Here is a 26,242-nt window from a genome sequence, read left to right as displayed (position 1 = left end):
ACCTGCAAAGTTCGGCGCGGGACACCGGTTCACCAATATGGATGTGCCCCGCGCCACAGCAATCTAGACTTGGCATAGAGCTGCCGAGCATCAAAAACCTGAGCTATCAACGAGTAGGAACGCCTCATGAGCATCAACGAAGCTGTTGGACGCGCATCGTCCGAAGCCACCACCGATAACACCTACGATTTGGTGCTGTGCGGCCAGCAGGTGCTGACCGCCGAAGGTATTGCTCCTCGGGAGATCGGAGTTCGCGACGGAAAGATCGTCGCCATCGAAGCGCTGGGAGTCGCGCTGGAAGGCAGTCGCGTGATCGAGGTGGCCGCCGACGAGGTGCTGTTACCTGGGCTGGTCGACACGCATGTGCACGTCAACGAGCCGGGGCGTACCGAATGGGAAGGCTTCGAATCTGCCACCAAGGCAGCTGCCGCCGGTGGCGTCACCACGATTGTGGACATGCCACTAAACTCCATCCCGCCAACGGTGAACCTCGAAGCACTGAACATCAAGCGCCAAGCTGCCAGCACCAAGGCCTACGTTAATGTTGGCTTCTGGGGTGGAGCGATACCGGGCAATAAAGAAGACCTGAAAGATCTACATGAGGCTGGGGTATTCGGGTTCAAATGTTTCTTGCTGCACTCCGGTGTTGATGAATTCCCCTCGTTGAGCGTTGATGAGATGGAAGAAGATATGGAGGTGCTCAAGTCCTTCGATTCATTGATGATTGTGCACGCCGAGGACTCGGACATCATTGACCATGCCCCGGACGCCAGCGGCGGCAAATACTCGGGATTCCTGGAATCACGACCACGCGATGCAGAAAATACTGCCATTGCGCAGGTCATCGAGCGCGCTCGCAAGACCGGAGTACGCGCCCACGTGCTTCACCTGTCCAGCTCGGATGCGTTGGAGATGATCAAGGAAGCCAAGGCGGAGGGTGTGAAACTCACCGTGGAAACCTGCCCGCACTACCTGACATTGCTGGCCGAGGATATTCCGGACGGCGCGACCGCCTTCAAATGCTGCCCACCGATCCGCGAGTCCGCTAACCGCGAATTGCTATGGCAGGGACTGCAAGATGGCGTCATCGATTGCATCGTTTCGGACCATTCACCTTCAACCGTTGACCTCAAGGACGTGGAAAACGGGGACTTCGGCGTGGCTTGGGGCGGCGTCGCGTCGCTGCAGCTTGGCCTGCCGCTGATCTGGACCGAAGCCAAAAAGCGCGGTATCGCACTGGAGCAGGTCATCGCGTGGATGTCGGCTAAGCCATCGGCGCTCGCCGGGCTGAGCCACAAGGGTGCTATCGCGGTGGGCAACGACGCAGACTTTGCGCTCTTTGCTCCGGAAGAAACCTTCGAAGTGGACGTAGCGAAGCTGCACCACAAGAACCCGATCTCTCCGTACCAGGGCAAAAGCTTGGCCGGCGTAGTGCGATCGACTCTAGTTGCCGGTGCAGACGTTGATTTCAAGACGCCCAAGGGGAAACTGATCACCCGCGAAGGCTAGGACTCCACCGGCAGAGACTCCCGTCCTGTCATGAACTGCTCCCCTGAAGTTGAACTGAGAAATCAGAAACCAACATCTGGGGAGCTTTTTAATGCCTGCGCGCCTAACCCACATTACTCTGCGTAGAACACCGCTGAGTTGGGGTTTTCTGTCCCGCGGATTACAGGGCATTTATTGATTGGTCGCCGGGCGTACGGAGAATACATAACAAAGGCATATCGATTCTCCGGCACGCCGGATTATTCCGTCGTGCAGCCCATAGACTGGCAGCCACATGGGGATGAAGCAGTTGTAACTCTGAATACAGGAATTGGATATGATCGCGAATACTGCTGCCTCGATGCTGACCAAGGATATCGACGACCTGGCTCTGGGTGAGGCCGTTCAAGCATCCTTGATCCTCGGTCTCATTGTCTTGGCCGTGCTGCTGGCTTTCGGGATCAAAACCTATCTCCATTGGCGCCGTCAGCCCGAGGTTAAGGAGCGTGCTGAATCCGCTGCAGCAACTCCTCCCAAGGTGCAGCCTGAAGAAGTTGCGCCACGCATCGACGTGCTGTCGGTGCTCGGAGATCTACGCCGACCAGGAGCTATGAAGCACAGCTTCGAGGAGCGGAAGTGAGGACGGCTTGGTGACAAGTGGCAAGATAGTGGTAAGTCAAACAGGGGATTGATAATCTCAAGCTTTAAGCTGGACTGCATTTGACTCAACCCACGCGACGACTGCCTGGAGGTATACGGGTGACTGAAGAAACCCAGATGCCTCCAGCATTGCGACGCTTTACCGGCTGGGCCGATCCCCAATCACGCCTTTTGCTCGTGCGGGCAGCGTCAGGCACTGGGCGGACCTGGTTCGCAAAATCCTGGATCGGTGACCGGCGGGGTACCGTTCACGACTTTTCTTCGAGGGAATTCGAAGGACTCGCGGAACTTGAAGCGATTTCCCGGAAGCTTTCCCAGGACCCTGAGCTTTACGCAGCAGTCGTGCTTTCGCCGGAGCATACGGTCTGGCATTTGGCGCTGACTGCCAAGATTCTTTTTGCCCAGCAACGTGACCTGCTCCTGAACGCCGGCGAAATTTCCGCGATGCTTGGAGGCATCGCTGGATCGGAGGAGGAAGCCCTCGAAATCTACGGCAAATGCGGGGGCTGGCTTGGAGCGGTCAAGCTGCTGGTACGCGACCTGCATTCCGTTGAGCCAGCACGCCAAACCCTGCGTGGCGCATTGTCGATGTGGTTGGCGCACAGTGATCCGGGCAAGGAATTGTCGGAAGCGGCAATCCTGCCGGTCTTCGACGACGCCACCGTGGAGATCTTCTACAGCCATTTGCACGCCGATCCGCACACCGTGAATGATCTGGTCCACTGCGGGCTTTTGCAGGAGAACGCGGAGCAAGACTGGATGATGCCATCGATGGTGCGGGAGCTTCTGCTGGAGCGAGTCCAGCTGGCGGGGGCTCAACGGATGGAGCTTCTCGAAGCAGCCGCTCTTGAGGCCGCTACCAGCGTGCACGGGGTGCTGGCAACGGCAGAAGCCGCGCTTGAGCAGCGGCGGTGGAGTGTGCTGAATCGGTTGGTGACTGAGAAGTGGGATGAGCTGCTCTTGCTGGATCTGCAGAAGTTCATGAAGCTCGCTTCCCGGATTCCGCCGGCCATCACCGGAAGGAATACCTACTTCGGACTGGGTCTGCGGATCTTGGGCGAGTTCATGCGCAATGACTCCGGGCTCCAGGCTCCTCGCCTGGCGATGGATTACGCAAATAACCCGCTGGCCCAGGCACTGAGGCATGAAACGGATCGGTTGTACCTGAATCCTGATCCCCAAGCAGTCACCATCGGCCTGATGGAAATGCTCTATCTGAGAATGAACGGCATGTACGCGGAAGCCGGGGAATCAGCCCTGCGGATGCGCAGTGCGCTCCATAAAGCGTCCGATGCAAGCACTGGGAATCCTTCACTCGCAGCGCTGGTCCATGCCCACGCAGGAAGCAGCTTATTCCTGGCGGGGCGAGGCGCGGAAGCGCAACAGTCCTACGAACTGTCGTTGGACTCTGCGCGCAGGACCGGCAATGCGTTCCTGCCTGCGGATCCGGCCGGGAAATTGGCCTTGCTTCATGCGCTGGAAGGCCACGCAGATACCGCCAGGGATTACCTGAGCGAACACGAACAGCACATCTCCCGGGTCGGCTGGGGACAGGACATGGTGGAACGTGACGCAATCCTGGCGCGTACCTGCCTTGCTCTGCGGATGCTTGACGCGGAACTGGCGCGAAGCGAGCTGTCAAAACTTTCCCGAACTCCAGACATGGATGAATTCTGGCCGGTGCACGCCTATTTGCTCGCCGCGGAGAAATTCATCCTGGCCCTGCCTGCAACGGCGGGCAAACTGGTCCACCAGATGAGCCGGCAGCGTGTTGTATCGGACGGAACCTACTGTTGAGCCGACTGTGGAACCAACGCAGCCGACTGAACCGACTGTGGAGCCTACGGAACCTACTGTTGAGCCGACTGAGCCGACTGAGCCGACTGTGGCACCTACGGAACCAACTGAGAAACCTTCGGTTTCCTTGGGTGACTACGTTTGGGTTGACAAGGACCGCAACGGAATTCGTGATGACGATGAAGACCCAATTGAAGGCGTCGTTCTGAAACTGATCGGTCCGGACGGTAAGGAAGTCGTTGATATCAACGGCAATCCTGTCGGCTCGGTAACCACCGATGAGAACGGCTTCTACAACTTCAAGGACCTGCCGGTCCTGAAAGATGGTCAGTCGTACACGGTAGTTATTGACCGGGACGAATCCGCTGATGCTTTGGACGGCTACCTGCCGACCAAGGAAAATGGTTCCGATCGAGATGAGGACTCTTCAACATGGGAAGCTAAGTCTGAAGGCCTGAACGAAGATGGGGATCACGACGGAACCCTCGACTTCGGCTTCTACCTAGAAGAAGTTCCTGAGCCGACTCCTACGGATTCAACTGAGGAGCCTTCGGAAGATCCAACGGAGCCAACTCCGAGCGAATCGACTCCAACGGAATCAACCGAGGACCCTTCGGAAGACCCAATTGAGTCGCCGGAGAAGAGCGAAGATCCTTCACAGGATCCAACTCCTCCCGAGACGTCTGATCAGCCTTCGGCTTCGCAGTCCGTTGATGGTTCTGAGGAACCAAAGCAGACGCAGAAGCCCAAGGAAGAGGACAACCTGGCTGACACTGGTTTTACGGCCATGTCGCTGCTGGTTCTCGGTCTGCTCCTGGCAGCAGCAGGTGTAGTTTTGGCCCGCCGCACTCGCGGCCGCCACAGCTAATCAGCTGTTGAGGTGATGAAAAAGTGGTGCCCGGATTCCCTTGGGGGATCCGGGCACCACTTATTTAACGAGGTTATTTTCTAGAATTGTGTTTGTCGGACACCGGGTTATTTTGCTTTAACCGCCAACACCGGGCAGTCAGCCTCGATCAGGATCCGTTGGGCAATGCTGCCCATCAGCAGCTTTCCGACCCGTGAACGCTTGCGCAAACCGATCACGATGAGCGATACCTGATGCTCTTGTTCCGCCTGAAGGACGGCGTCGGCCGCGTCGTGAACCGTTGCCGGGTGTGCCAGTATGCGCACCGGCACACCGAAGTCCATGAGCGTGTTCACATCGATTCCCAGCTGGTCCTCGGTGACTGGCTCCTTTTCGAGGTTGGCCACGAACAGGGAGTCGTGGGTCTTATGGGCTTCGGCTAAACCGCGCCGGATGGCTGCACGACCCGAGTCTGTGTTGCTATAACAAGCCAAGATTGCCATGTGTTTCTCCTTTTCGAAAATGTGGTGCTACAGCCATGACGTCAACAGCCCCTGCGGAAGATCAATCGGTAGCAGGGAAGGCAGAGCCAGCATCAGAACAAAGAACACCACGGTGTAGATAATCGTCGTCTTCAATTTCGCTCTGGCAACCACAAGCAAGAACGCGGGGATGAATATTGAAATTGCCGCGAGGTATCCAATGAGTCCGGCGAGCAGGAGGAATCCGCCCATCCAAACGAAAGTGCGGAAGGCGAAGGAGGCATCCTGCGTCCACCGGGCGCCCCAGCCAAATTTGCCAGCGTTAACAATTGCCGGTTGATGCTGCTCAACCGAACCGCTCGAATGCCGACCAGTGGCGATGACCGTTTCGCTCACCGCGGCGGAACCCGATGAAAGAAGCGCTGTTGTTCCCATAGAGTGCACGACGGCTTCACTTGAAACCGTGTTGTAAAGCGAAGCATCCACTGAAACTTGCTGCCATGAAGCGAGCACTCGCTTACGTGAGCGCAGCTCCTGAAGCACAAGCACCAAGGCCATGATGACCCCGAGCCAGCCGATCAGTTGTGGAACGAGCCGTGCATCTGGGGAATAGCCCGCGGAGAGCACCAGTGAACCGGAGAAAACTACCAGCAGTACTGCGGAGGTCACCAGTGACCAGATCGAGTTCTTCAGCGGAGCTTCGGCATCCGGGGCGCTTTCGGCCAGTGAATCATCATCGGCGTTGAGCTTGCGGCGGGCGCGGAACCATTTGAAGGCATTCCAGAGAATTGGAAGGACAAGGATTGCGATGAACACCATGGTGCCCGGACGCAGCATCCAATCAAAACCTTCGTAGAGGCTGTCGGTCAGGAAGTAGTAGCGCTCCAGCGGAATAGCCAGCACAAAACCGATGAGGAATGGAGCGCGTGGGAAACCGGTTGACTTCAGCAGCCAGCCAGCAACACCGAGCAGCAGCATGATCCACAGGTCACCGATCTGGCCGCTTTCCTGGAAGGAGCCGAGCAGCATGATGACTACCAGGCCGGCGGCCAAGATGGCGAAGGGGACCTTGGTCAGCGAGGACAGTGGGCGTACCGTCAGGAAGCAGAGCAGGGCTCCCAGAACCGAGGCAATCGCGAAGGACCAGATGATCAAGTACATCAGATCAAGGTGCTCGTTGATGATGCTCGGGCCGGGCTGGATGCCGTAGGTCAGCAGCATTCCCAGCAGCATTGCCGAGGGAACCCCGCCTGGGATGCCGAATAGGAAGGTCGGGATCAGGTCGCCGGCTTCCACCGAGTTGTTGGCGCTTTCCGGGCCGACGATGCCGCGGGGATCGCCCTTGCCGAACTGGGTCTTGTCCTTGGCGGTTGCTACCGCTTGGCCGTAGGCCAGCCAGGTGCCGGCGGTTGCGCCGACGCCGGGAAGAATGCCTGCCCAGATGCCGATGAGGCCGCCTCTCAGTACCTGGCTCCAGTGGGTCAGCCATTCTCGGATGCCCGAGCCCCAGCCGCCATCAACCTTGACCTGTGTGCTGTCTCCACGGCGCTGGCTTGCACGCGAAGCGATTTCTGCCAGGCCGAAGACGCCCAGGGCCACCGCGACCAGCGACAGCCCGTCGCCCAGGAAGAGCGAACCGAAGGTGAAGCGTTCCTCGGCGGTGGTCGGCGAGGTGCCGATCATGCCGACCATGAGTCCGAGGGCACCTGCGGTGAGGCCCTTGATGACGTTTCCGCGGGAAAGCACGGCGGCCAGCGCCACGCCGAGCACCGTGAGCATGAACAGCTCCGGGCTGGCGAAGGAGAGCACCAGTGGTTTAGCCAGCGGGATGGCCAGGGTCAGCCCGATGGCGCCTATGACGCCGCCTGCCATGGAGGAGAGGAAGGCCAGGCTGAGCGCCCGTTTAGCCTGCCCCTTTTTAGCCATGGAATAACCATCGAGCATCGTGACCGATGCCGAGGCGGAGCCGGGGGCTCCGAGCAGCACTGCCGAGACGGTGTCGGAGGTGTGGACTACGGCAAGGGCGCCGATGAGCATTGCCAACGCGGGGGCTGGCTCCATGCCGAAGGTAATCGGCAGCAAGATGGCCACGGCGGCAGTGCCGCCTAGGCCTGGGATGAGTCCCATGACTAAGCCGGCGATCACGCCGACCAGCAGCATCAGCAGCAAGGCGGGGTCCGTCAGCGAAGCCAATGCGGACATTGCAGAATCAAGCATTGTTCGCTCCTTAGTGAATTTCTATTTGGTAGGAGTCCTTGAGCAGACTGGTGACGTAGCTCTTGGTCTCCTCGCTGACGGTGTAGGCTTCCTTGACTCGCTCGGCAAGCTGGTCATCTGCAACGATCGGGTAGCCGCCGAGGATGTCTTCGGCGCGGTCGTTGAACTCGTCGTTTTCCGAGAGCTTATGCGCCGACTCGCGCAGCAGTTCAACTGCTTCCGGCGGTGCATCGTGCGGAGCCCATAAACCCTTCTGGTAGGTGTAGGTCAAGCCGAGCAGGGTCCGGTAGGCCTCGAGCTTAGGGCCGGAGGGCGCTTCGCCATGGATTTCCTCGTAGGCTTCCACCACGGTTGGCACCTTGGGGAAGTTTGGATCCCGGACCACCTTTCCGTTTTCATCAAGCTGGCCGAAGGACATCAGAACTTTCGCCGAACCATCTTCGGCGATGGGACGAACGGCCGAATCGTAGGAGGATGTGGTGGTGTAGTCGATATCCACTTCGCCGCGCTGCAGGGCAAGATTCACCGGTCCGCGGCCTTCGAAGCCGAAGGTTGAGGAGATATCGGCTCCCAGCAGGTCAAAGGCCACCAGAGTGGTCAGATCCAGCCCGGTGGCGGCGATGCCGCCGAAGACCAGTGGCTTGTCTCGATCAACTAAGTCGCTGACGTCGCTAATTCCGGCCTCGGTGCGTCCGTAGATCACCCCGCCGGTGCCGTTGACCATGATCGGTTCCAGTTTGTCGAAGGAGTAGCGCACTACGTCACGACCCAAGACCCAGGGCACTACCGTGGTGGCGGTGCTGACCAGAAGCTCGGTGCCGTTCTCATCCGCGGAACTCGCAAAACGGTTGCTACCGGTGATGCCTTCACCGCCGGATTCGTTGATCGGTGCGAACCCGGGGACTCCGGGGATCTGGTGGATCAGTTCCTGGCCGATGAAGCGAGCCCAGGTGTCGGTGCCGCCGCCTTCTGCCAAGGGGATAACCAGTTCCAGAGTTTCTCCGGCATAATCGCCGTCGGTGGTGGTTGCCGGCGGGTTGAGCAGCCCTCCGGCGATCAGCGTCGTGCCAAGGCCAAGCGCGGCGAACACTGCGACCGAGGCGAAGACCGTGCGGCGCTTATGCGGTGGGGGATCAGCCAGATGCGTGTCCTCGAAATCGGGAATCAACGGTTCGTCGATTTCGACGAGCTCGGAGGCAAGGTGGATCTGCGCCGGGCCGTCTGCTGGGCTCATGACCGGGTCGAAGCTCAAGGTCGCCTCGGCGAGAAGACGCGCAGTGCGCGTGGTTCCCACGACCTCGGACCCGTCGATGTTTCGGTACCACGTTTCGATGACGCCGGCGGGAGTGTGCAGGCGCAGCCTTTCCTCCGCTTCACCACTCAGCAGTGAAGCGATGATTGTCCCCGGGGTTCTGGCGGCCAGGGTGAGTCCCACGCTGCCGGTGATGGCCAGCGCCGGATGCGGTGCACCCATTGAAAGCATCATGACATTAAAGTCGCATCCCGACTCGGTGCCGGGAGCGTCCACGATTGCGAGCTTGGGAATCGCACGTTGCGCGGACGCGATGTCCACGGCGAGGCCCATGGCCACAGCTCCAGCGCGCCGGATCCGGTCCAAGCGCGCTAGTTCACTGGTTGACTGCGTGATCCAGAGAGAAAAATCTACCTCGCCAAGTGCGGCGTCCTGAGCACTGATGATGATCACCGGGGCTCCAGCGTCGATCAGGGTAGCTTCGAGATTCTCGTATGCGCCACCGTCAACCGTTGGTATGTCCAGCACGGTGCGAGCTTCACCGCTGGGAAGCCGCTTTCCGGTGGTTCCTCCAGCGGGATTCACAAAGCCGATTTCTACCGCTTCGCCAGGAAAAGGTACGCCTGGGATGTAGGTGCCGGCCGGCTCTTCGGCGGCCGGGGCGGCAATGCGTTCGTGCAGCACCTGGCCGGTGTTGGTATTACGGATACGTACCGAAACTTCACCAGCAACGGCGTTGACCCAGCCCTGTTCCACTGCGTAGGGAGCGATGACCGCTGAGCAGTTTCCGCAGTTGCTGCCCCAATCAACCACTGCCTGCTCGATGCCAACCTGCGCGAAGGTGTAATCGACGTCGATTCCGGGTTCGCTGCTGGGGCTGAGGATGACGGCTTTGCTGGTAGTGGAGCTTCCGCCGCCAACACCGTCGATCTGGCGCGGGTCTGGGGAGCCGAAGAGGCGCAAGAGGACCTCATCAACGGTAAAGCCTGGGATTTGGAGCGCACTTCGCTCGAACACCCAGCATTTGCTGGTCCCCCCACGCATCCACGTAGCCTTAACTAATCGCTTAATTGGACTCACCTAATCTATCGAGATCATCGCGCCGAGCGCCGTTTGTGACGTGCCGCACGTTCGTTATGTATTGATGATCCGTTAAAGATGAATGTATTAGTAGTTACAAAAAAAGCATTAGATTGAAGCATTGCTGAATTTCTAGACTTCTTAGGGGATACCGAGGGCAAGAATTGCCACATAAGCGCGATGAAGATGCAGAAGTACTTGAAAGTTTAGAAGTGAATCCAGTGAATGTTGTGATTCTGGAGTATATTGAAGTATTGCTACATGGAGGCGACATGCTCGACGTAAAGAGATTGCAAATATTGCTCGCAGTAGTCGAGGGTGGTTCCGTCACCTCGGCTGCGGATGAACTTTTTTATACTCCGTCGGGAGTTTCCCAGCAGCTGCGAAAACTCGAAGAAGAGGTTGGCCAACCCCTACTTCAGCGCCACGCGCGAGGCATGACGCCCACCGACGCAGGTCATGTTCTTGCATCACATGCGAGGCGTATCTTGCAACAGATGGATGCCGCGATTGCAGACCTGGATCAGTTGGCGGGACTCAAAAGCGGAAGCTTGAGCTTAGGGACTTTCCCTACTCTCGGGAGTTCGTTCATGCCGTTGGTGATTAGCCGATTCCGCAAGTTGTACCCTTCGGTTAATCTTGATGTGCGAAGTACTAGATTGCAGGAGCTTATGTCGCTGCTTTCCAAGGGGGAGATCTCCTTGGGATTACTCTGGGAATATGAGTGGCACAAGTTGAACCGTGCAGACTTTGAGCTGACGACTCTGTTCACGGAGCCGACGGTACTTGTGGTTGGCGTTGAGCATCCTTTTGCGCAGCTCGATGAGATTGACATGGTCGATACGGCCCATGAACAGTGGATCGTGCGCGCGAACGAGCATCCGGTGGCCGAACTTCTAGAGCGTACATGTAACACTGCCGGGTTCTCTCCGAAGATTTCATTTCAAGCAAATGATTATCAGGAAGCACAAGCAATGGTCTCCGTGGGTTTGGGTATTGCCTTGGCGCCGAAATCCGCGGTGATGAATAACCATCCCGGGGTCAAGATTCTGTCACTGGGTGAAGCTGCCGCGCCGCGCAGTGTGGTTCTGGCTCAGCGCCGGGACCGAGTTCGGGCGCCAGCGGAGAACGCGTTCCAGTCGTTGCTGGTCGAAATGGCTCAAACCTGGATTCGCTAGGTTCGCCGGCGGGCTAGTCGTGTTTCGGGTACCGAACTGCGGTGTTTTCATCAAGGACAGCGCCGGCGCTGAGCTGGGCGTTCACGGTTTTGCCTGGACCCATAATGTGTAGCACGTGAACGTGATGAGCTAGCAAATGATCTGAGATGATTCTGCGGTGACAGCGCCACCATACTGCTTCGGAACACATCACCGCTGTGCGCTGCGAGGATCCTGCGTCGCGCAACTCGGTTAGGGCCTCGGTGAATTCTTGGGATAACGCGTGATCCGCGTAATTATGAAAACTTCGGTTCTCCCACCATGCGTTGACCTCAAAGGGAATTTCCTTGCTTACTGTGCGCCGGCCATCCAGTGGTTCGAGTTTCCACAGCTTGATGCCCATTGCGTCCAAGGATTCGGTCAGGACATCTGAATTAAAATGTGGGAATTTATCTGAGCCTGCCAGCTTCCGAACATCCAGAACCTGTTTGATTGAATTTTCTTTCAGCAGGTCCGTGAATTCTTCCAGTGCCCGGTTCGAGTGCCCGATGGTCCAGATGCGTGGTGTGGTCACGCCGCTCATTGATCTTTGAGCAGCTTCAGCGCGTCGGCCTTATGTGCGGCGACGTGATCAGTCTTGTCACTTTTGATTTCATATTGCGGGTCATCTTTTGACGCCCGATGAGTATGACCTTTGTAGTCAAAGTCGGAAGTATGCACCGTGATGATCTTGCCGGATACCCTGCCTGCCTCGGAATTCCACGAGACGTGATCACCTTTCGAAAGCGCGTGCGTCATGCTGTCCCCTTTCGTTCTCTCCATTCAAGCATCTGTCTCTGGTGGTGTCCTAGTTTCCCGGACAGCCGGAGAGGATGTCCGAAGTTAAAAACCCTTGACCTGTCATTGGTATCTGTTTTAGGCTTCAAAGTATTCTGATATACCAGTCGGATATTAATAGAACTTAAGGTGGTCTGGGCCGGCACTTCGGATCTCGTTATAGAGTATCTGCGCCCGCGTTGCCACGACATATCAGTAACCCGAATCAGCATCTGTGCTTCATCCGGCCCGAAGGGGACCTCTTTGATTTCCAGCGAAACAGTCACCAGCTACCTCGAACGGCTGGCCTCTAAGGCGCCGACCCCGGGAGGTGGTGCGGCCGCGGCCATGCAGGTTGCTCAAGGTGCGGCCTTGGTGTCTATGGTGGCCGAATTTACCGCCGGCCCACGTTTTCGCGACGTTGAAGCAGAAGCTGAGCAAATCGCCAAGCGTGCTCGCATTCTGATGCGCTCTGCACTGTATGCCGCGCAAGAAGACGAACGCTGTTTCGGGCAACTGAGCAACGCTTATCGAATACCAAAAGATCAAACCGTGCAACGTTCGGCAGCGATTCAAGAAGCTACCGTGGTCGCCAGTGAACCTTTGGTCAGCACCGTGGAAATCTCGGCTGTCGTCGTAACACTCGCCCAACGTTTATTAGTTATAGGTAACCCGTCGGTGCTCAGTGACGTAGCAGCCGCGGCAGAAGCCGCCCGCGCCGCAACACGTACCGCGGTAGTAACCCTCCAAATGAATATCGCTGCGCTCAACGATCAAAAGCATCGCGAAAGACTGAGCGACACCGTCAATCAAGCAATGGCAACCATCGCCGAAGCAGAACTACTCAGCGATCAGGTTCGCGCGGCGGTCACCGTATGAGCGCGCGCTTATTACTCGGTGAACCGGTAGCCGAAAAAGTTCGTCAGCGTATCGGTGACCTCGTTACACAACTAGCCACTGAGCACGTCACTCCCAAACTCGCTGTCATCGTAGCTACGGATAATCAAGCCACCAATTGGTACGTCAGCTCGATCGCTCGGGCTGCAACAAAGCTTGCGGTGGCCTGCGAAGTACTTGACCTCGGAGAAGCTACCGTAGAGACTCTCGCCGAAACAATCAAGACACTGAATGCCGATGAACAAATTCATGGCATCATCTTGCAAACCCCGCTTCCGCAAGGAATCGACGCATCGTCACTGGTCAAGCTGATAGATCCGGCCAAAGATATTGATGGGGCCAACCCAGTTAGTCTTGGCCAGCTCAGCGTTGGACAAGAGGCTTTCGCCCCAGCTACTGCGCGGTCGGTGATAGAAATCCTTGAACACTATCGGATCCCGCTGGCCGGCAAACATGTGGCGGTGATAGGTCGTTCCACAGTGGTTGGCAAGCCCTTAGCGCAACTACTGTTGCAACTCGATGCGACGGTCACCATCTGCCATTCGCGCACCGTCAATTTGGCTGAACATACCAGTCGGGCCGAGGTGTGCGTAGTAGCCGCTGGGCAACCTCACCTACTGACGGCTAATGAGGTGGCAGCACACTCGGTGGTGATAGACGTAGGAACTCACGTGACCGAATCCGGTGGGCTCACCGGGGATGTGCAGGCTGACTCGGTGCAACCACTGGTCTCGGCGTTAAGTCCTGTGCCTGGGGGAGTGGGCACCGTGACCACTGCCTTGCTGCTTTTGCACACGGTTCAAGCGGCCGTCAATTTCCTTGAACGTAGTCGTCGAGGGGAGTGCCAGATGAGCGTAGGCCGGTAGTTGTCAGGCCGCCAACTTGGCGTGCTTGTTGGGCAATCCAGCCCGCAGGCTCATCAAAGGAACGCGGTAACTGCAATTACCTGGTGGACCCATAGCTGACATCACGCACGGGCCAAGATCCTTGGTGGAATCGCTGGCCGTCACTGCGTCGGATGTTCGCCGCCGCATCATCGCGAGGAAGGTCGATGGTGCGGCGGTGTTGTGTGTTGTGTTAAATTAAAGAATCTCAAGCCGGGGCTTCAGGAAAGACTCATCAGGCAACCGCAGTCATAAGCACCGCATCAAATGCGGCCCTCAAGGACGCTGGCAGTGATTCTGGATCTCCCAGGTACCCGTTCACCATGGCGCCATCACGAAACATCATCAGCTGGCGGGGCAACGCCTGAGCAGAATGCCTTACTCCCAGCCGGTGAGAACCAGCTTGCCCAACGTCCGTCCGCTCTCGATCAGCTCGTGTGCGTGGCGCAGGTTCTTGGCTGAGATGGGCGTGAGCGTGCTGGTGACCGTGGTGCGTATCTGGCCCTGATCCACTAGATCAGCCACTTTATTGAGCAACCGGTGCTGCTCGATCATGTCGGCGGTTTGATACAGCGCGCGAGTGAACATCAGCTCCCAATGCCAGCTGATGGACTTGCTCTTCAACGGCGAGACATCGCGCGAACCATCGTCAATCGCCACCACCTGGCCGAAGGGGCGGACAATCTGCGCGTAGGTTTCCAGCTGTCCTTCCGAGTGTGCGGTGAACAGCCAGTCCACCCCGTGGGGCGCGAGTGTAAGTACCTGGGCGGCCAGATCCTCGTGGTGGTTCACGGTGTTCTCTGCTCCGAGATCCCGAGCCCAGGCGGCTCGCTCATCATCGGAAGCCGTGGCGATCACGGTGACCTGAGGCAAAAGAACTTCGGCCAGCGCGAGCATGATCGATCCGACACCGCCGGTTGCGCCGACTACCAATAGTGTTCCGGTGGATTGCTCGGTCAACTGCAACCGGTCAAACAAGGTCTCCCAAGCGGTGATCGCGGTCAGCGGGAGCGCGGCAGCCTCGGCGAAGCTCAGTGTCGCAGGTTTGCGTCCGGTGATCCGCTCGTCAACAAGGTGCAGGCGCTGATTGGTGCCTGGCCGGTCAATGCTGCCGGCGTAGTACACCTCGTCACCCGGGGCGAATAGCGTCACGGCCGAGCCGACTTCTTGAACGGTACCTGCGGCGTCAAAGCCGAGCACCTTAAAGCCGTCGGCGGGGGTGCCTAAACGCACTTTCATATCCACCGGGTTCACCGAAACTGCCTCGACCGCAACGAGCAGGTCATGCGGGCCCAGTTCAGGTAGTTCAATTTCTTGAGAAATCAGTGATTTAGGGTCAGTAGCTGGCAGGTTTTGTGTGTAGCCAATGGCTGTCGTAGTTTTCATGTAAACCATCCTCTCCCGTGGGCACTAGTTACCCGCAAGGGCACTTAGTATCTATTTGATAGCATCAGTCTATGACTGAACTGAGTGAGGATTACCAGCGTAATGATGTGTACGCAGCCATGTGTCCTTGCCGCGACATGCTCGATTTGCTCGCGAACAAGTGGAGCGCCCTGGCTATCGGCGCATTAGAAGATGGACCGCAACGCACCGGGGAACTCAAACGCCGGCTAGAAGGAATCAGTACAAAAGTCCTCTCGCAGACGCTTAAAAAGCTGGAAGACCACGGCCTTCTCATCCGTACCATTTACCCCGAAGTGCCGGCGCGGGTGGAGTATGAACTGACCCAGCTCGGACTCGGTGCAGCGCAACCACTGAAGCAGCTACGCTCGTGGGTTGAGCACAACGTGGGAACCCACTAATTCATTATTTCTCCGCGCATAGCCGCGCTGTGGCTGGCTGAGAAAAAGGTTGCGCCCCGGAACAATGCGGTTCCGGGGCACAACCTGCACTTCTTCTATGGGTAAGGTGCAGTATTTAGCTCGGGGTGACCGCCAAGGTGACACCACGCAGCCGGTCCATCTGCGGATCATATAGTGGATCATCAACCACGCTCGCCGTCAGCAATCTGCCGAAGTACTCAATCTGCACGCTATCCCCAGTTTCTACCGAGCTAGGCAACCAGGCGTAAGCAATAGGTTTACGCACCGTGTACCCGTAGGCCGCGCTGGTCACGTATCCGGCCGGAACTCCATCGACGTACACCGGTTCCTTGCCTAAGACGACCGAGGTTCCATCATCGATGGTCAGGCACCGCAACCTGGTGGTGGCCGCCGCGGCACGTGAAGCCAACGCATCTTTGCCCACGAAGTCCGCGGTCTTGGCTGCCTTCACCGCGAAGCCTAGGCCCGCCTGTTCTGGCTCGTGCTCGGTGGTCACATCCGTACCGAAGGAGCGGAAACCCTTTTCCAATCGCATGGAGTTGAACGCCTCGCGTCCACCAGCAATGATGCCGTGTTCCTGACCGGCTTCGAAGAGGACATCCCAGAGCCGTGCGCTGACATCCGCCGAGGCGTAGAGCTCCCAGCCGAATTCGCCCACGTAGGACAGGCGCATCGCGGTGACCGGGATGCCGGCGATGGAGATCTGCTTGGTGCGGAAGTACTTGAGCCCGTCATTGCTCAGGTCGTCTTCGCTTACCTTGGCCATCACCTCTGGGGCCAACGGACCCCAGAGCCCGATGCAGGAAGTGCCGGCGGTGATATCGCGGACGCTCACCCACTGGCCCGGGTTCGCCTCGTTGAACTTACGCGCTTCGCGGTCCAGGTAGGCGACATCAACATTGGAGTTAATACCCGCCTGATAGAGCTGCTCGGAAATGCGCGCGACGGTAATGTCACTGGTGATACTGCCGGCGGAATTCAGCAGCAAGGTGTAGCTGACCATGCCGGGGGCACGGAGCATATTTGCGGTGGTGAGCCCCTGCAACATTTGTCCGGCACCGGGGCCGGTGATTTCCACACGTTTCAGCGGTGTCATATCAAACATGGCCACCGCGGTACGTGTTTTCCATGCCTCCACCGCGGCGATCGGCGAGTGGAACATATTTGACCACTGATCACGAGCGGGCGCAGCCCACTCTTGCGGTAGCTGATCAAGCAGTGCGGCATTGGCCTGGTACCAGTGTGGGCGTTCCCATCCGGTGCCCTCTAAGAAGAAGGCACCGAGTTCTTGCTGCCGGGCGAAGAACGGACTGGTGCGCACATTGCGTGGCTTCAGCCGTGGCTCCAGGGGATGGCGAATATCGTAGATTTCAACGAAGTTCTGCTGCGAGGTTTCGCTGACATATTCCTTAGTGGTTTGCACGTCTTCAAAACGATTCAGATCACAATCGCTCAGATCCGTTTCCGACTGACCGCTGGTAATCAATTGCGCTACCGCACGGGCAATGCCGGGGGCGTGGGTGACCCAGACGGCTTCGGCAACGAAGAACCCGTCTACCTCGCGGGATTCACCGACCAGCGAACCGCCATCCGGGGTGAAGGAGAAGATTCCATTAAAACCGCGCTGGATCTGAGTGTTGCGCAGATCCGGCAGCAACTCTTGGGTCGCTTCCCACTCGGCGGCAAAGTCCTCAGGGGTGAATGCCAAGCTGGAAGGCATCCGCTCTTCGGTAATCTCACTCGGCGCGTAGCGGGCCAAGGTGTCAAGATCTACCGGCATCGGACGGTGGGCGTAGGAGCCGATACCGATACGATCTCCCCACTCGCGGTAGTAAAGGTCGCCATCCTGGTAACGCAAGATTGGACGAGTAGCGCCGGCAGGTTGTTCGTTGATTCCGGCCAAGCTCGGAGCCGGGGTAGTCCACGCGAACTGGTGACCCAGCGGCAACAACGGGATCGGGGTGCCGACCATCTTGCCAATATTTGGTCCCCAGAACCCTGCGCAGGAGACCACAATGTCAGCTTCGAAACGGTCCTCACCACAGATCACCGCGGTGACCTTGCCTCCGGACTGCTCAATATCGGTCACCACCGTGCCGTCACGGAATTCGACTCCGGCAGCCTGCGCCCGCTCGATGACCAGCGAGGTTCCCTTGCTAGCCAGAGCGAGCCCATCATTTTTGGTGAAGAGGCCACCAAGTACCTTTTCGGGGTTGAGCATAGGGAATTTCTTCAGGCAGTCAGCGGCCTCGATGACTTCGGCCTGCACGCCGTAGGAGCGGTTCCACCCGGCACGGCGGTGCAAATCCTGCAAACGGGCCTCGGTGGTAGCGATTTCCAATCCACCGACCGGAAGGAAGGAGCCGCGGCCGTCGGCACCCACCAGCGAGGTGAGCTTCTCGATGGTGTACTGGGCGAACGCGGTCATTGACTTAGAAGGATTTGAGGAGAAAACGAGTCCGGGGGCGTGCGAGGTGGAACCACCGGGCAGGTTCAACGGCCCCTGCTCAATCACCAAGGTATTGGTGTGGCCCAGCTGGACGAGCTCGTCCGCCAGGTTGGCGCCGACGATTCCGGCTCCGATAATGACTACCCGTGGGGATGAAACAGACACGGTGGACTCCTAAAACTTGTGTGGTGTGGAGAATTGAGATGCTGCGAGTATTTCGAGAAGGTCCGGCAAGCTCAGGCGTCGATGACCAGATCGGTGCTCGCGGTGGAACAACACGGGAGGAACTTGCCGGCCGAGATTTCTCTGGCACGGATCCCACCTTGATGGTTCATTTGGACCTCACCATCGAGCTTGACCACCTTGCATGAACCGCACATACCTTCTTGGCAGTTCGCACCGATGCGAACTCCGGCACGTTGCGCGACTCCCAGAATGTGCTCGTCGCCATTGATCTTTACGTTCAAGGCGCTGCGCACAAAGGTCATCGTCAGCGTCCCGCTGCCAACGGTGGGGAAAGCCGAGGAATTAACCGGCCCAGCCGGTTCCACCAACGGTTTAGCCGGCGGCAAAGAAATATCGGAGTCGACGACTTCTAATTTCTGTCCCGTGGCTTCGATGGTTCCTTCCGCGTCATACTCCGGTTCATACATGACCAGCTCAGGGGGCTGGCTTTCGTAGAACTGATCCACCGACTCGGCGACTTCCTCGGCGATACCTTCGGCTAAGGTAATTTCCTGCTGGTATTCCAACACTGTCTTATGGTCACCGGAGAAGAACTCCATGAACACCGAGGTGTCATCTACTCCCACCTCGCGCAAGAGTTTTGTGGCCAGATTCAGGTAGCCTTCGGGACCGCACGCGAACACCTTGCGCCCATTAGCGTCCGGTGCCACCGCTTCAATCATCTGTGCGGTGAGCCGACCACTGAATCCGTCCCAACTTGCGGGCTTTTCGCGGTTGCCCAAGGAGTAAGAGACCTTGATCCGCGAATCAACCTGGGTGATGTATTCCAGTTCGGGCCAGAACGCGAAGTCCCCGGGCACCGTGCCATGGCAGAGCACCACCACATCCGCTAACCCGGGCAGCGAATGAATGGTGCGCACCATGGACATGATCGGGGTGATTCCCGCACCGGCAGATAAGAACAGGTAGCGCGCTCGCCGGTCGGAGTCTCCTAGGTGGAATGCACCGACCGGACCGAGCATGTCCAAGACCATTCCGGGGCGAAGGTTTTGATGCGCCCAGTTGGAGACGAGCCCGTTGGAATCCCTTTTGATGCTGATGTTAAAGGTCCACGGCACGGTGGGCGCGCTAGATATTGAATAGCTTCGGTCCACCGAGTCTTGGTCTTCACCATGCACCGGGAAGGCAATGTTCAGATATTGTCCGGCACGGAAAGCCAATGGTGCACCATCCAGGCGGCGAAAGACGAAGGTCATCAATCCGCCGGCCTCGGCGATGGTTTGCACACATTCGGCCATGAACTCTTGCGGGTGCCACGGTCCCAGCGCGCGGGCGGCGCTGGCCGGTCCGTCTTGTCCACTAAGTACCCGGTTCCATGGCATTTCCAGCCCGCGGATACGTTGGGCTTCCGGGATGCCGATACGGGTGACGGGTTCGGTCATGCCAGGTGCTCCAAAACGCGCTGGGTGTACCAGTTAAGGAAGGCCTCAACCTGGTATTCGCTCAACATGTAAGGGCCTGGCTCGTACACTGGGCTGGCCGCTCCCTTTTGGCAAAGCTCCACAAACGCCTTGTCCTGCAGGTTTGTCTGCTTCCAGGTGTGAGTCAGTGTCTCCAGATCATAATCTTCGCCTTCCAACGCATCATCGGCTACCAGCCAGGTGGTGCGCACCAGGGTTTGGTGCTCGTTAATAGGGAAGACTGCGAAGGTAATGATGTGATCACTTTGGAAGTGGAACCAGCTATTGGGCTGCAGGTGCATGGAGCAACGTCCAAGACGGAAGTCGCGTAGGTCGCCCAGTAGTTTTTTAGATAGTCGGTGGCCGTCGGGGGAGAAGGATTCACCGTCGCCGTCCAAGGATTCACGGGAGATACGAATTCCGGCGATGCGGGTATCGAGTTCTTCGACTACTTTGAATGGGATGCCGTAGCGCCTGCAACGTTCTTCGAGGCTTGCCTGAGCCTGCTTATTACGTTTCCACACTTCTTCAAGATGAGTGGGGACGCTCTCGTCGCTCAGCCCCCAGGTGGGGAACAGCGAGCAGGCAAGTTCCGGGTGGCCGTCGCAGTGGTAGCACTCGCGGTTGTTCTCCATCACCAGTTTCCAATTGGCTTCTTCGATAATGTTCTGCTGGTAGGCCACCTTGGTGCGAGAAATATCGTGCGGCGCCAGGTAGGGTTCAAAGATTTCGGCGACCTGATCAAAGTCCGTGGGTGGTTCTTGGGCGAGGCAGACAAAAATGAGTCCCGCGCGAATCTGTCCATGGGCTCGCTTGAGGGCAAAGCAGTTCTTGTCGAACTTTGTTTCCCCCGGAGTAGAGGCGTGGATCAGCTCCCCTTCGGGGGAGTAGGTCCACGAGTGGTATCCGCAGACCAGGTTTCCGGTGCTTCCCGAAGCTTCGGTCAGCACTCGGGCGCCGCGGTGACGACAAACATTGTGCAGGACGTTGACCCCGCCGTCATCGGTGCGCAAGATGATCAACGAATATGGGCCGTAGTCGACGGTGACATAGTCTCCGGGTTCGGGGATCTCGGCGACACTCGTGGCGAAGAGCCAGTGGGTTCCGAAGATCGCCTGCATGTCCAACGCAAAAACCGCCGGGTCCGTGTAGAACGGGGAATCGAGCGAATACCCTAGGCGCCGATTTTGGAAGAGCTCGGTAATTTCGGTGAGTTGTTCGGCGCTCACCGAAGAAGCCAACTTGCCTCGCGTGGGTTGCGGGGCGCTTACCGAAGCTGTCATTTTTACTCCTAGAAGCCAGAAACCAAGTGTGGTCATGGGGGTGGATGCACTGCAGGAATTTGTGAAGTGAATCACCGTATATGTCGAGACTAAAGTCTGAAGAGTCGCATGAAAAGCGCAAGAAAGTGGAGAAGATCATGCACAATAGGTGCATGATTGATCCTCGTCTGATAACCCTGAGAGTTTTCTCCTCGGTGGGCACCGTGGCGCGAACCGCGGAGCTAACCGGGTACTCGCCCTCCGCGGTGTCTGCGCAGCTGCGTGAACTACAGCGCTCTCTAGGGATTAAGCTGCTGATCAAGGATGGACGCGGCATCCAATTGACGGTTGCCGGCAGGCATTTTGTGGCGGGACTTGACGACATTGTGACGCAATGGGAGCAGCTGCGGGCCTCGGCGTTGGCCAGTGAGGGGCAGCTGCAGGCGAGCTTCGGTTTGGGCGGATTCTCCACTGCCGCGGCGCAATTGCTCGCACCCCTGGCGGAGGAGCTGCACACCGTCCGCCCGCACGTGCAGGTGCAACTGATGGAAGCTCATCCGCAGCGTTGCTTGGATCTTTTACTCGCCGAACGAATCGACCTGGCGGTGATTGTGGCTTCGCAGGCTCACGGGTCAATCGATGCGGGTGCCAGATTTGAGCAGACGGTACTGCTCGATGACCCGTTGGACGTGGTGCTGCCCGCAGGACACCGGCTTGCGTTGAACCAAACCGTTTCGCTGGAAGAGCTGGCGGAAGATCCATGGATTACGGAAAACGAACAGTCGGTGTATCGCTCGTTATTCGTCTCGGCCTTCACCTCGCTAGGGGTCACGCCGCACATTGCGCACGAGGCGATCGAGTGGGAAACCATGATTGCCTTTATCGGAGCCGGCCTGGGAGTGGGGTTGCTGCCACGGTTGGCCACGTTGGGAAGCGTGGAAACTGTGGTGCGCCGACGCATCTCCGGAACTGCCAAGCCTTCACGGCGCATTGTTGCCGTGACCCGCAAGGGCGGGCGGGGTTCCCCGCTCATCGAAGAATCTTTAACTTTTTTGCAACGCACCGCGGAATCAATTATTTCCCAGCGATTGACCGAGGAATTGGACGGTTAGGCCAGGTCTCAAGGACCCGGGAGCCAAGGAACTATTTTTCAATTGGCTATTGACACAGATCACACTCATGAGCAGACTTTGGCTAAGTCCGATTAGTATCCAACTGATATTTCATGTGAAAGGTCACCCATGGGCAACTTGGCAGTCAGCTACGCCGGTGCAGGCAAGGTCGAACTCATCGACACCCCGTACCCAGATTTTGAACTGAAGGACGGTCCGGGAGTTCACCCGGCCAACATTGGGCGCCAGGTGCACCACGGTGTCATCTTGAAAACCATCGCCACTAACATCTGCGGATCCGACCAACACATGGTGCGCGGACGCACCACCGCCCCAGAGGGTCTAGTGCTCGGCCATGAAATCACCGGCGAGGTGGTTGAAATCGGCCGTGACGTGGAGTTCTTGAAGGTGGGAGACGTTGTTTCGGTACCTTTCAATATCTCCTGTGGGCGTTGTCGAAACTGCAAGGTCGGACAAACCGGCATCTGCTTGAACGTCAATCCAGACCGCCCGGGCTCGGCTTACGGGTACGTGGATATGGGTGGCTGGGTCGGTGGACAGGCCGAGTACGTGCTGGTTCCGTATGCGGATTGGAACGCGCTGAAATTCCCTGACCGGGATCAGGCCATGGAAAAAATCTTGGACCTGACCATGCTCTCCGATATTTTCCCCACCGGATACCACGGCGCCATCGGCGCCGGGGTGACCGTTGGCTCCACGGTGTACGTCGCCGGTGCCGGGCCGGTTGGTCTGGCCGCTGCTACCTCGGCCCAACTTTTGGGTGCTGCCACGGTCATCGTCGGTGATCTTAACGCGGACAGGCTAGCCCAAGCTCGGAGCTTTGGCTGCGAGACGGTCGACGTTTCGCTGGGGGACCCAGGCGAGCAGATTGCTCAAATCCTCGGCGTTCCAGAGGTGGATTGCGGAATTGACGCCGTGGGCTTTGAGGCTCGCGGACACGGCCAAAATGCCAAGACCGAGCAACCTGCCACCGTCTTGAACTCGCTGATGGAAATCACCCGTGCCGGTGGTGCATTGGGTATTCCGGGACTCTACGTCACCGGTGACCCAGGCGCGACTGATGAAGCGGCCAAGCAGGGTTCGCTGTCCATGCGCTTTGGCTTGGGATTCGCTAAATCACACACCTTTGTTACCGGCCAATGCCCGGTAATGAAGTACCACCGCGGGCTGATGCAGGCAATCCTCTCCGACAAGGTGAGCATCGCTAAAAACGTTAATGCGACCGCTATCGCGTTGAAGGATGCGCCCCAAGGCTACGCGGCCTTTGACGAGGGCGCTGCGCAGAAGTTTGTACTTGATCCACACAATATGATCCGCGCTTAAACCCGCATTATTTTGCCGGGCACGAGCAGGTTTTTAGATCTGTTCGTGCCCGTTATCTAACCCCAAGAGACTCGCATCTCGCGGGGCGGAATTATCCCAAGATGTCCATGCCCGAACTTGTTGCGCCCAAAAATGGGTCACCGGTTCACCACATATCCACCACACTGGCGGACATCAAGACATCAGGCTACGGAACGTCGTCTCGGCGGGCAGATGCATTCACCACTGAGACGAAAACTACTGACGCAAAAAAATCTTCAGTGAGTGTCGGTTGAGAAGTTCCGCCAACAAAGGAAAGCCATGAAAAATAACGAGCAACCCGTCCAAGATCTGGTGAGCGAGCTTCATTCCGCGCGCAGACGAAAGCCGAAGAGATATCTTGCCGCGGGCACAGACTATTGGGTCTTTGGAATAGCAGGAATCTTGACGTTGGCCTTTATCGTCTGGGGATTTTCTTCCCCCACCGGTCTGGGTAGCGCGGCAAGTACCGCCCTGGACTGGGTGATTACGAATACCGGCTGGGTCTTTGTCATCGCTGCGTCGGTGTTCACGGTTTTTGTGCTTGTTGTGGCCGCCAAGAGTTTTGGCAGGATCCCGTTAGGTAAGGATGGGGAGAAGCCGCAGTTCAGCACGGTCTCATGGATCTCCATGATGTTTGCAACCGGCATGGGCATCGGGTTGGTCTTTTACGGTGTGGGCGAACCATTGTTCTTCTACATGTCACCACCGCCGGGAACCGTTGACGGTCAGACCTCGGCCGCGGTGGGTACGGCGATGGGCACCACGCTCTTTCACTGGACACTTTTCCCATGGGCCATGTACGCGATTGTTGGCTTGGGGATGGCCTATGGAAGCTTCCGTCTAGGACGTCCGCAATTGTTCTCCTCGATGTTCAGCTCGGTTTTTGGCGAACGGGTAGTTCACGGCGCCGGCGGTAAGACGATTAACATTTTGGCGATTCTGGCAACTCTCTTTGGTTCAGCCTGCTCGCTTGGCCTCGGCGCGTTGCAGATCGGTGGCGGTATGCAATCCGCCGGCATGCTGGATAAGGTCGGCTCGGGCATGTTGGTGCTGATTATTGCGATTCTGACGGCCATGTTTGTGGCCTCGGCAGTCTCTGGAATTGAACGCGGTATTCAGTGGCTTTCAAACATTAATATGGTGCTTGCAGTCATCCTGGCTTTGGTGGTCTTCATTGGTGGCCCAACACTATTTATCCTGAATGTCATCCCCAACGCTGTGGGATCCTTTATTAGCGATCTGCCACAAATGGCTTCGCGCACCGCTTCCTCGGGTGATGAGACCATGGCGACCTGGCTATCGTCATGGACCATCTTCTACTGGGCATGGTGGGTTTCATGGACGCCATTTGTGGGGTTGTTCATTGCTCGTATTTCGCGGGGTCGAAGCATTCGTCAGTTCGTCACAGGAGTCTTACTCGTACCCTCAACCGTCACATTGATCTGGTTCTCCATCTTTGGCGGCGGAGCCATCGGACTGCAGGAACGTGCCGAACGAAGCGGCGACATGGGCCAAGCCATGGCACAAATGGTTGATGGTGCCCCGGACATCGTATTTGATTCGGTGCTCTTCGACCTGTTGGACAAGCTACCCTTCCCGGCCTGGTTCGCGACGGTGTTGATGGTACTCACGGTCGTGCTCATCGCGATCTTCTTCGTCACCGGAGCGGATTCCGCCTCGATTGTGATGGGTGCGCTCAGCGAACGAGGCGCCGAGGATCCGAGCAAGAAATCCGTGATCTTCTGGGGTGTCTCGGTGGGTGCCGTGGCTGCGGTGATGCTGTTGGCCGGTGGAGATCATCCGGCGGCAGCACTGAACGGTCTAAAGAACATCACCATTGTCGCCGCACTGCCATTTGTTCTGGTGATGTTGCTGCTCTGCGTGGCTATCTGGAAAGACCTGAGTCGTGATCCGCTGGTTCTACGCGGCAAGGTAGCACTAGAGGTACTTGAACAGGCAGTTGATGATGGTCTTGAACGACATGACGGTGAACAATTCAGCTTGATGACTAGAGAAAACTCAATAGTCACAGTCAAGGCAAATCCCGTCGTCAGATTAGAGGAAACTCCTCTCCGGTCAGCGAGCGATACTGCTGAAACCGATGAAGATCTGGACCCGCGACCGGAACCCGAACCGGCCGGTAGATAATAAAAAACTCGGATGCTCGGCAGCAAACCCGCGGTGAAAACCAATTGTTTGCAGCCGAGCATCGCGAGGTGTCATTGGAGCTTAGGGTGCTTTGCGCAAAGCTTGCTCGAAGTGGGCTACGTGAGCGGAGACAAGCTGTGCTGCTTTGGTTCCGTCGCCATCCAGAATGGCTCTCAGAAGGGCTGAGTGCTCAATAATATGTCCGGCTATGGGTGGCATTTGATCGATAACTAAACACCAAATACGGGTGACTAGATTATCGAGGCGTACTAGCGTTTCTTCAAGGTGCTTATTGGCGCTTGCACGGTAAATCAGCCGGTGAATGTGCACGTCTAGGAACAGTAAAGAGCGCTGATCCATGGACTCATCTAAGGAGTCAATTTTTTTCAGATATTCGGCTAGCTCGGCACGAATCTCGGGATCCTTATTTGCCGCGGCATTATGCGCGGCCATTGGTTCGAGTACCTGGCGGATCTCAGAAATTTGGTTCAGTTCGTGAAAGTCTACGGCGGTGGCAAATGTCCCGCGACGTGGATAGGAGACGACTAAATGGTCAGTTTCAAGACGCTTCAGCGCTTCGCGAATGGGAGTACGCCCCACGTTGAGTTCCTCGGCCAAAGCAGGCTCATGAATGGGATGCGTAGGCGCGATTTCCAATAGCACAAGACGATCTCTCAGCAGGTCGTAAGCGCGATCGGCCATCGAGCTGGTGGTTGCTTGCGTGGGCGTAGCTGGCATCAGAACGTTGCTCTCATTCACTTGTGAAATATCAGTTGCCTATAAGCAAAGAGTATCTCGCAGAAGCGCTTCTGGTCATCTCGACGGTTAGTCACTCTTGCCGCGTGGTGATCCAGCGC

The 26,242-nt window shown here is 57.5% G+C and carries 21 protein-coding genes; 11 read left to right on the top strand and 10 right to left on the bottom strand.

Going from position 1 to position 26,242, the window contains the following annotated elements:
- Nucleotides 1–126 precede the first annotated feature (126 nt).
- The 4 genes from allB (at nt 127) to ACX5K5_RS15835 (ending at nt 4,813) form a co-directional block, all read left to right on the top strand.
- Nucleotides 127–1,509 (top strand): allantoinase AllB, encoded by a 1,383-nt coding sequence (gene allB, locus ACX5K5_RS15850; RefSeq protein ID WP_188683644.1) that lies wholly within the window; start codon nt 127–129, stop codon nt 1,507–1,509.
- A 316-nt stretch (nt 1,510–1,825) separates the two neighbouring features.
- Nucleotides 1,826–2,128, top strand: a complete 303-nt coding sequence (locus tag ACX5K5_RS15845) for a hypothetical protein (RefSeq protein ID WP_346059758.1) — start codon at nt 1,826–1,828, stop codon at nt 2,126–2,128.
- Between the two features lie 119 nt (nt 2,129–2,247).
- Nucleotides 2,248–3,945, top strand: a complete 1,698-nt coding sequence (locus tag ACX5K5_RS15840) for a hypothetical protein (protein ID WP_459174788.1) — start codon at nt 2,248–2,250, stop codon at nt 3,943–3,945.
- 88 nt (nt 3,946–4,033) lie between these two features.
- Nucleotides 4,034–4,813, top strand: a complete 780-nt coding sequence (locus ACX5K5_RS15835; RefSeq protein ID WP_459174787.1) for an SdrD B-like domain-containing protein — start codon at nt 4,034–4,036, stop codon at nt 4,811–4,813.
- Between the two features lie 107 nt (nt 4,814–4,920).
- Here the strand turns inward: ACX5K5_RS15835 and ACX5K5_RS15830 are convergent, their stop codons facing one another.
- Genes ACX5K5_RS15830 through ACX5K5_RS15820 form a run of 3 tightly spaced genes read right to left on the bottom strand, consistent with a single transcriptional unit; the run spans nt 4,921 to nt 9,760 of the window.
- A complete protein-coding gene (locus ACX5K5_RS15830) occupies nt 4,921–5,295 on the bottom strand; it encodes a universal stress protein (RefSeq protein WP_346059755.1) in 375 nt (124 codons plus the stop codon).
- Nucleotides 5,296–5,322: 27 nt separating this feature from the next.
- Nucleotides 5,323–7,491, bottom strand: coding sequence for a tripartite tricarboxylate transporter permease (locus ACX5K5_RS15825; protein ID WP_443444131.1), 2,169 nt, complete (start codon nt 7,489–7,491; stop codon nt 5,323–5,325).
- A 10-nt stretch (nt 7,492–7,501) separates the two neighbouring features.
- On the bottom strand, nt 7,502–9,760 hold the full coding sequence (locus ACX5K5_RS15820) for a PrpF domain-containing protein (protein ID WP_459174786.1): 2,259 nt from the start codon (nt 9,758–9,760) through the stop codon (nt 7,502–7,504).
- Nucleotides 9,761–10,044: 284 nt separating this feature from the next.
- Here ACX5K5_RS15820 and ACX5K5_RS15815 point away from each other — a divergent pair, with 284 nt between their 5' ends.
- Nucleotides 10,045–11,001, top strand: coding sequence for a LysR family transcriptional regulator (locus ACX5K5_RS15815; RefSeq protein WP_308422393.1), 957 nt, complete (start codon nt 10,045–10,047; stop codon nt 10,999–11,001).
- 13 nt (nt 11,002–11,014) lie between these two features.
- On the opposite strand, the gene ACX5K5_RS15810 is transcribed toward ACX5K5_RS15815, so the two are convergent.
- Nucleotides 11,015–11,563, bottom strand: coding sequence for a DUF488 domain-containing protein (locus ACX5K5_RS15810; protein ID WP_188683630.1), 549 nt, complete (start codon nt 11,561–11,563; stop codon nt 11,015–11,017).
- Nucleotides 11,560–11,778: a hypervirulence associated TUDOR domain-containing protein gene (locus ACX5K5_RS15805; protein WP_188683628.1), complete on the bottom strand. Its 219-nt coding sequence runs from the start codon at nt 11,776–11,778 to the stop codon at nt 11,560–11,562. Before ACX5K5_RS15805 ends, ACX5K5_RS15810 begins: the two co-directional genes overlap by 4 nt.
- Nucleotides 11,779–12,060: 282 nt before the next feature.
- Here ACX5K5_RS15805 and ACX5K5_RS15800 point away from each other — a divergent pair, with 282 nt between their 5' ends.
- Together ACX5K5_RS15800 and ACX5K5_RS15795 are read left to right on the top strand one after the other, a co-directional pair.
- Complete coding sequence (locus ACX5K5_RS15800) at nt 12,061–12,675, top strand: cyclodeaminase/cyclohydrolase family protein (protein WP_188683626.1); 615 nt, start codon at nt 12,061–12,063, stop codon at nt 12,673–12,675.
- On the top strand, nt 12,672–13,559 hold the full coding sequence (locus ACX5K5_RS15795; protein WP_441664122.1) for a bifunctional 5,10-methylenetetrahydrofolate dehydrogenase/5,10-methenyltetrahydrofolate cyclohydrolase: 888 nt from the start codon (nt 12,672–12,674) through the stop codon (nt 13,557–13,559). The genes ACX5K5_RS15800 and ACX5K5_RS15795 overlap by 4 nt, the downstream gene beginning before the upstream one ends.
- Nucleotides 13,560–13,955: 396 nt before the next feature.
- Here the strand turns inward: ACX5K5_RS15795 and ACX5K5_RS15790 are convergent, their stop codons facing one another.
- A complete protein-coding gene (locus tag ACX5K5_RS15790) occupies nt 13,956–14,963 on the bottom strand; it encodes a zinc-binding alcohol dehydrogenase family protein (RefSeq protein ID WP_346060328.1) in 1,008 nt (335 codons plus the stop codon).
- A 71-nt stretch (nt 14,964–15,034) separates the two neighbouring features.
- On the opposite strand from ACX5K5_RS15790, the gene ACX5K5_RS15785 reads away from it, so the two are divergent.
- Nucleotides 15,035–15,382: a winged helix-turn-helix transcriptional regulator gene (locus tag ACX5K5_RS15785; protein ID WP_188683620.1), complete on the top strand. Its 348-nt coding sequence runs from the start codon at nt 15,035–15,037 to the stop codon at nt 15,380–15,382.
- A 115-nt stretch (nt 15,383–15,497) separates the two neighbouring features.
- Here the strand turns inward: ACX5K5_RS15785 and ACX5K5_RS15780 are convergent, their stop codons facing one another.
- From ACX5K5_RS15780 to ACX5K5_RS15770, 3 genes are all read right to left on the bottom strand, one after another.
- Entirely contained in the window at nt 15,498–18,017 is a 2,520-nt protein-coding gene (locus ACX5K5_RS15780; RefSeq protein ID WP_188683618.1) for a GcvT family protein, read from the bottom strand.
- Nucleotides 18,018–18,088: 71 nt separating this feature from the next.
- A complete protein-coding gene (locus ACX5K5_RS15775; protein WP_459174785.1) occupies nt 18,089–19,480 on the bottom strand; it encodes a flavin reductase family protein in 1,392 nt (463 codons plus the stop codon).
- Complete coding sequence (locus tag ACX5K5_RS15770) at nt 19,477–20,781, bottom strand: aromatic ring-hydroxylating oxygenase subunit alpha (protein ID WP_188683614.1); 1,305 nt, start codon at nt 20,779–20,781, stop codon at nt 19,477–19,479. The genes ACX5K5_RS15775 and ACX5K5_RS15770 overlap by 4 nt, the downstream gene beginning before the upstream one ends.
- A 152-nt stretch (nt 20,782–20,933) precedes the next feature.
- On the opposite strand from ACX5K5_RS15770, the gene ACX5K5_RS15765 reads away from it, so the two are divergent.
- The 3 genes from ACX5K5_RS15765 (at nt 20,934) to ACX5K5_RS15755 (ending at nt 25,385) form a co-directional block, all read left to right on the top strand.
- Nucleotides 20,934–21,872, top strand: a complete 939-nt coding sequence (locus ACX5K5_RS15765; protein WP_188684084.1) for a LysR family transcriptional regulator — start codon at nt 20,934–20,936, stop codon at nt 21,870–21,872.
- Between the two features lie 129 nt (nt 21,873–22,001).
- Entirely contained in the window at nt 22,002–23,216 is a 1,215-nt protein-coding gene (gene fdhA / locus ACX5K5_RS15760; protein WP_188683612.1) for a formaldehyde dehydrogenase, glutathione-independent, read from the top strand.
- A 300-nt stretch (nt 23,217–23,516) separates the two neighbouring features.
- The gene (locus ACX5K5_RS15755) at nt 23,517–25,385 is read left to right on the top strand and encodes a BCCT family transporter (protein ID WP_459174784.1); all 1,869 of its coding nucleotides are present in this window, start codon (nt 23,517–23,519) and stop codon (nt 25,383–25,385) included.
- 81 nt (nt 25,386–25,466) lie between these two features.
- Here ACX5K5_RS15755 and ACX5K5_RS15750 read toward each other — a convergent pair whose 3' ends face one another.
- On the bottom strand, nt 25,467–26,123 hold the full coding sequence (locus ACX5K5_RS15750; protein ID WP_459175448.1) for a GntR family transcriptional regulator: 657 nt from the start codon (nt 26,121–26,123) through the stop codon (nt 25,467–25,469).
- Nucleotides 26,124–26,242: the final 119 nt, after the last annotated feature.

The organism is Glutamicibacter bergerei (assembly GCF_054495185.1).
The sequence above is the reverse complement of the archived record's forward strand: the minus strand, read 5'-3'. Positions and strand labels throughout refer to the sequence as shown.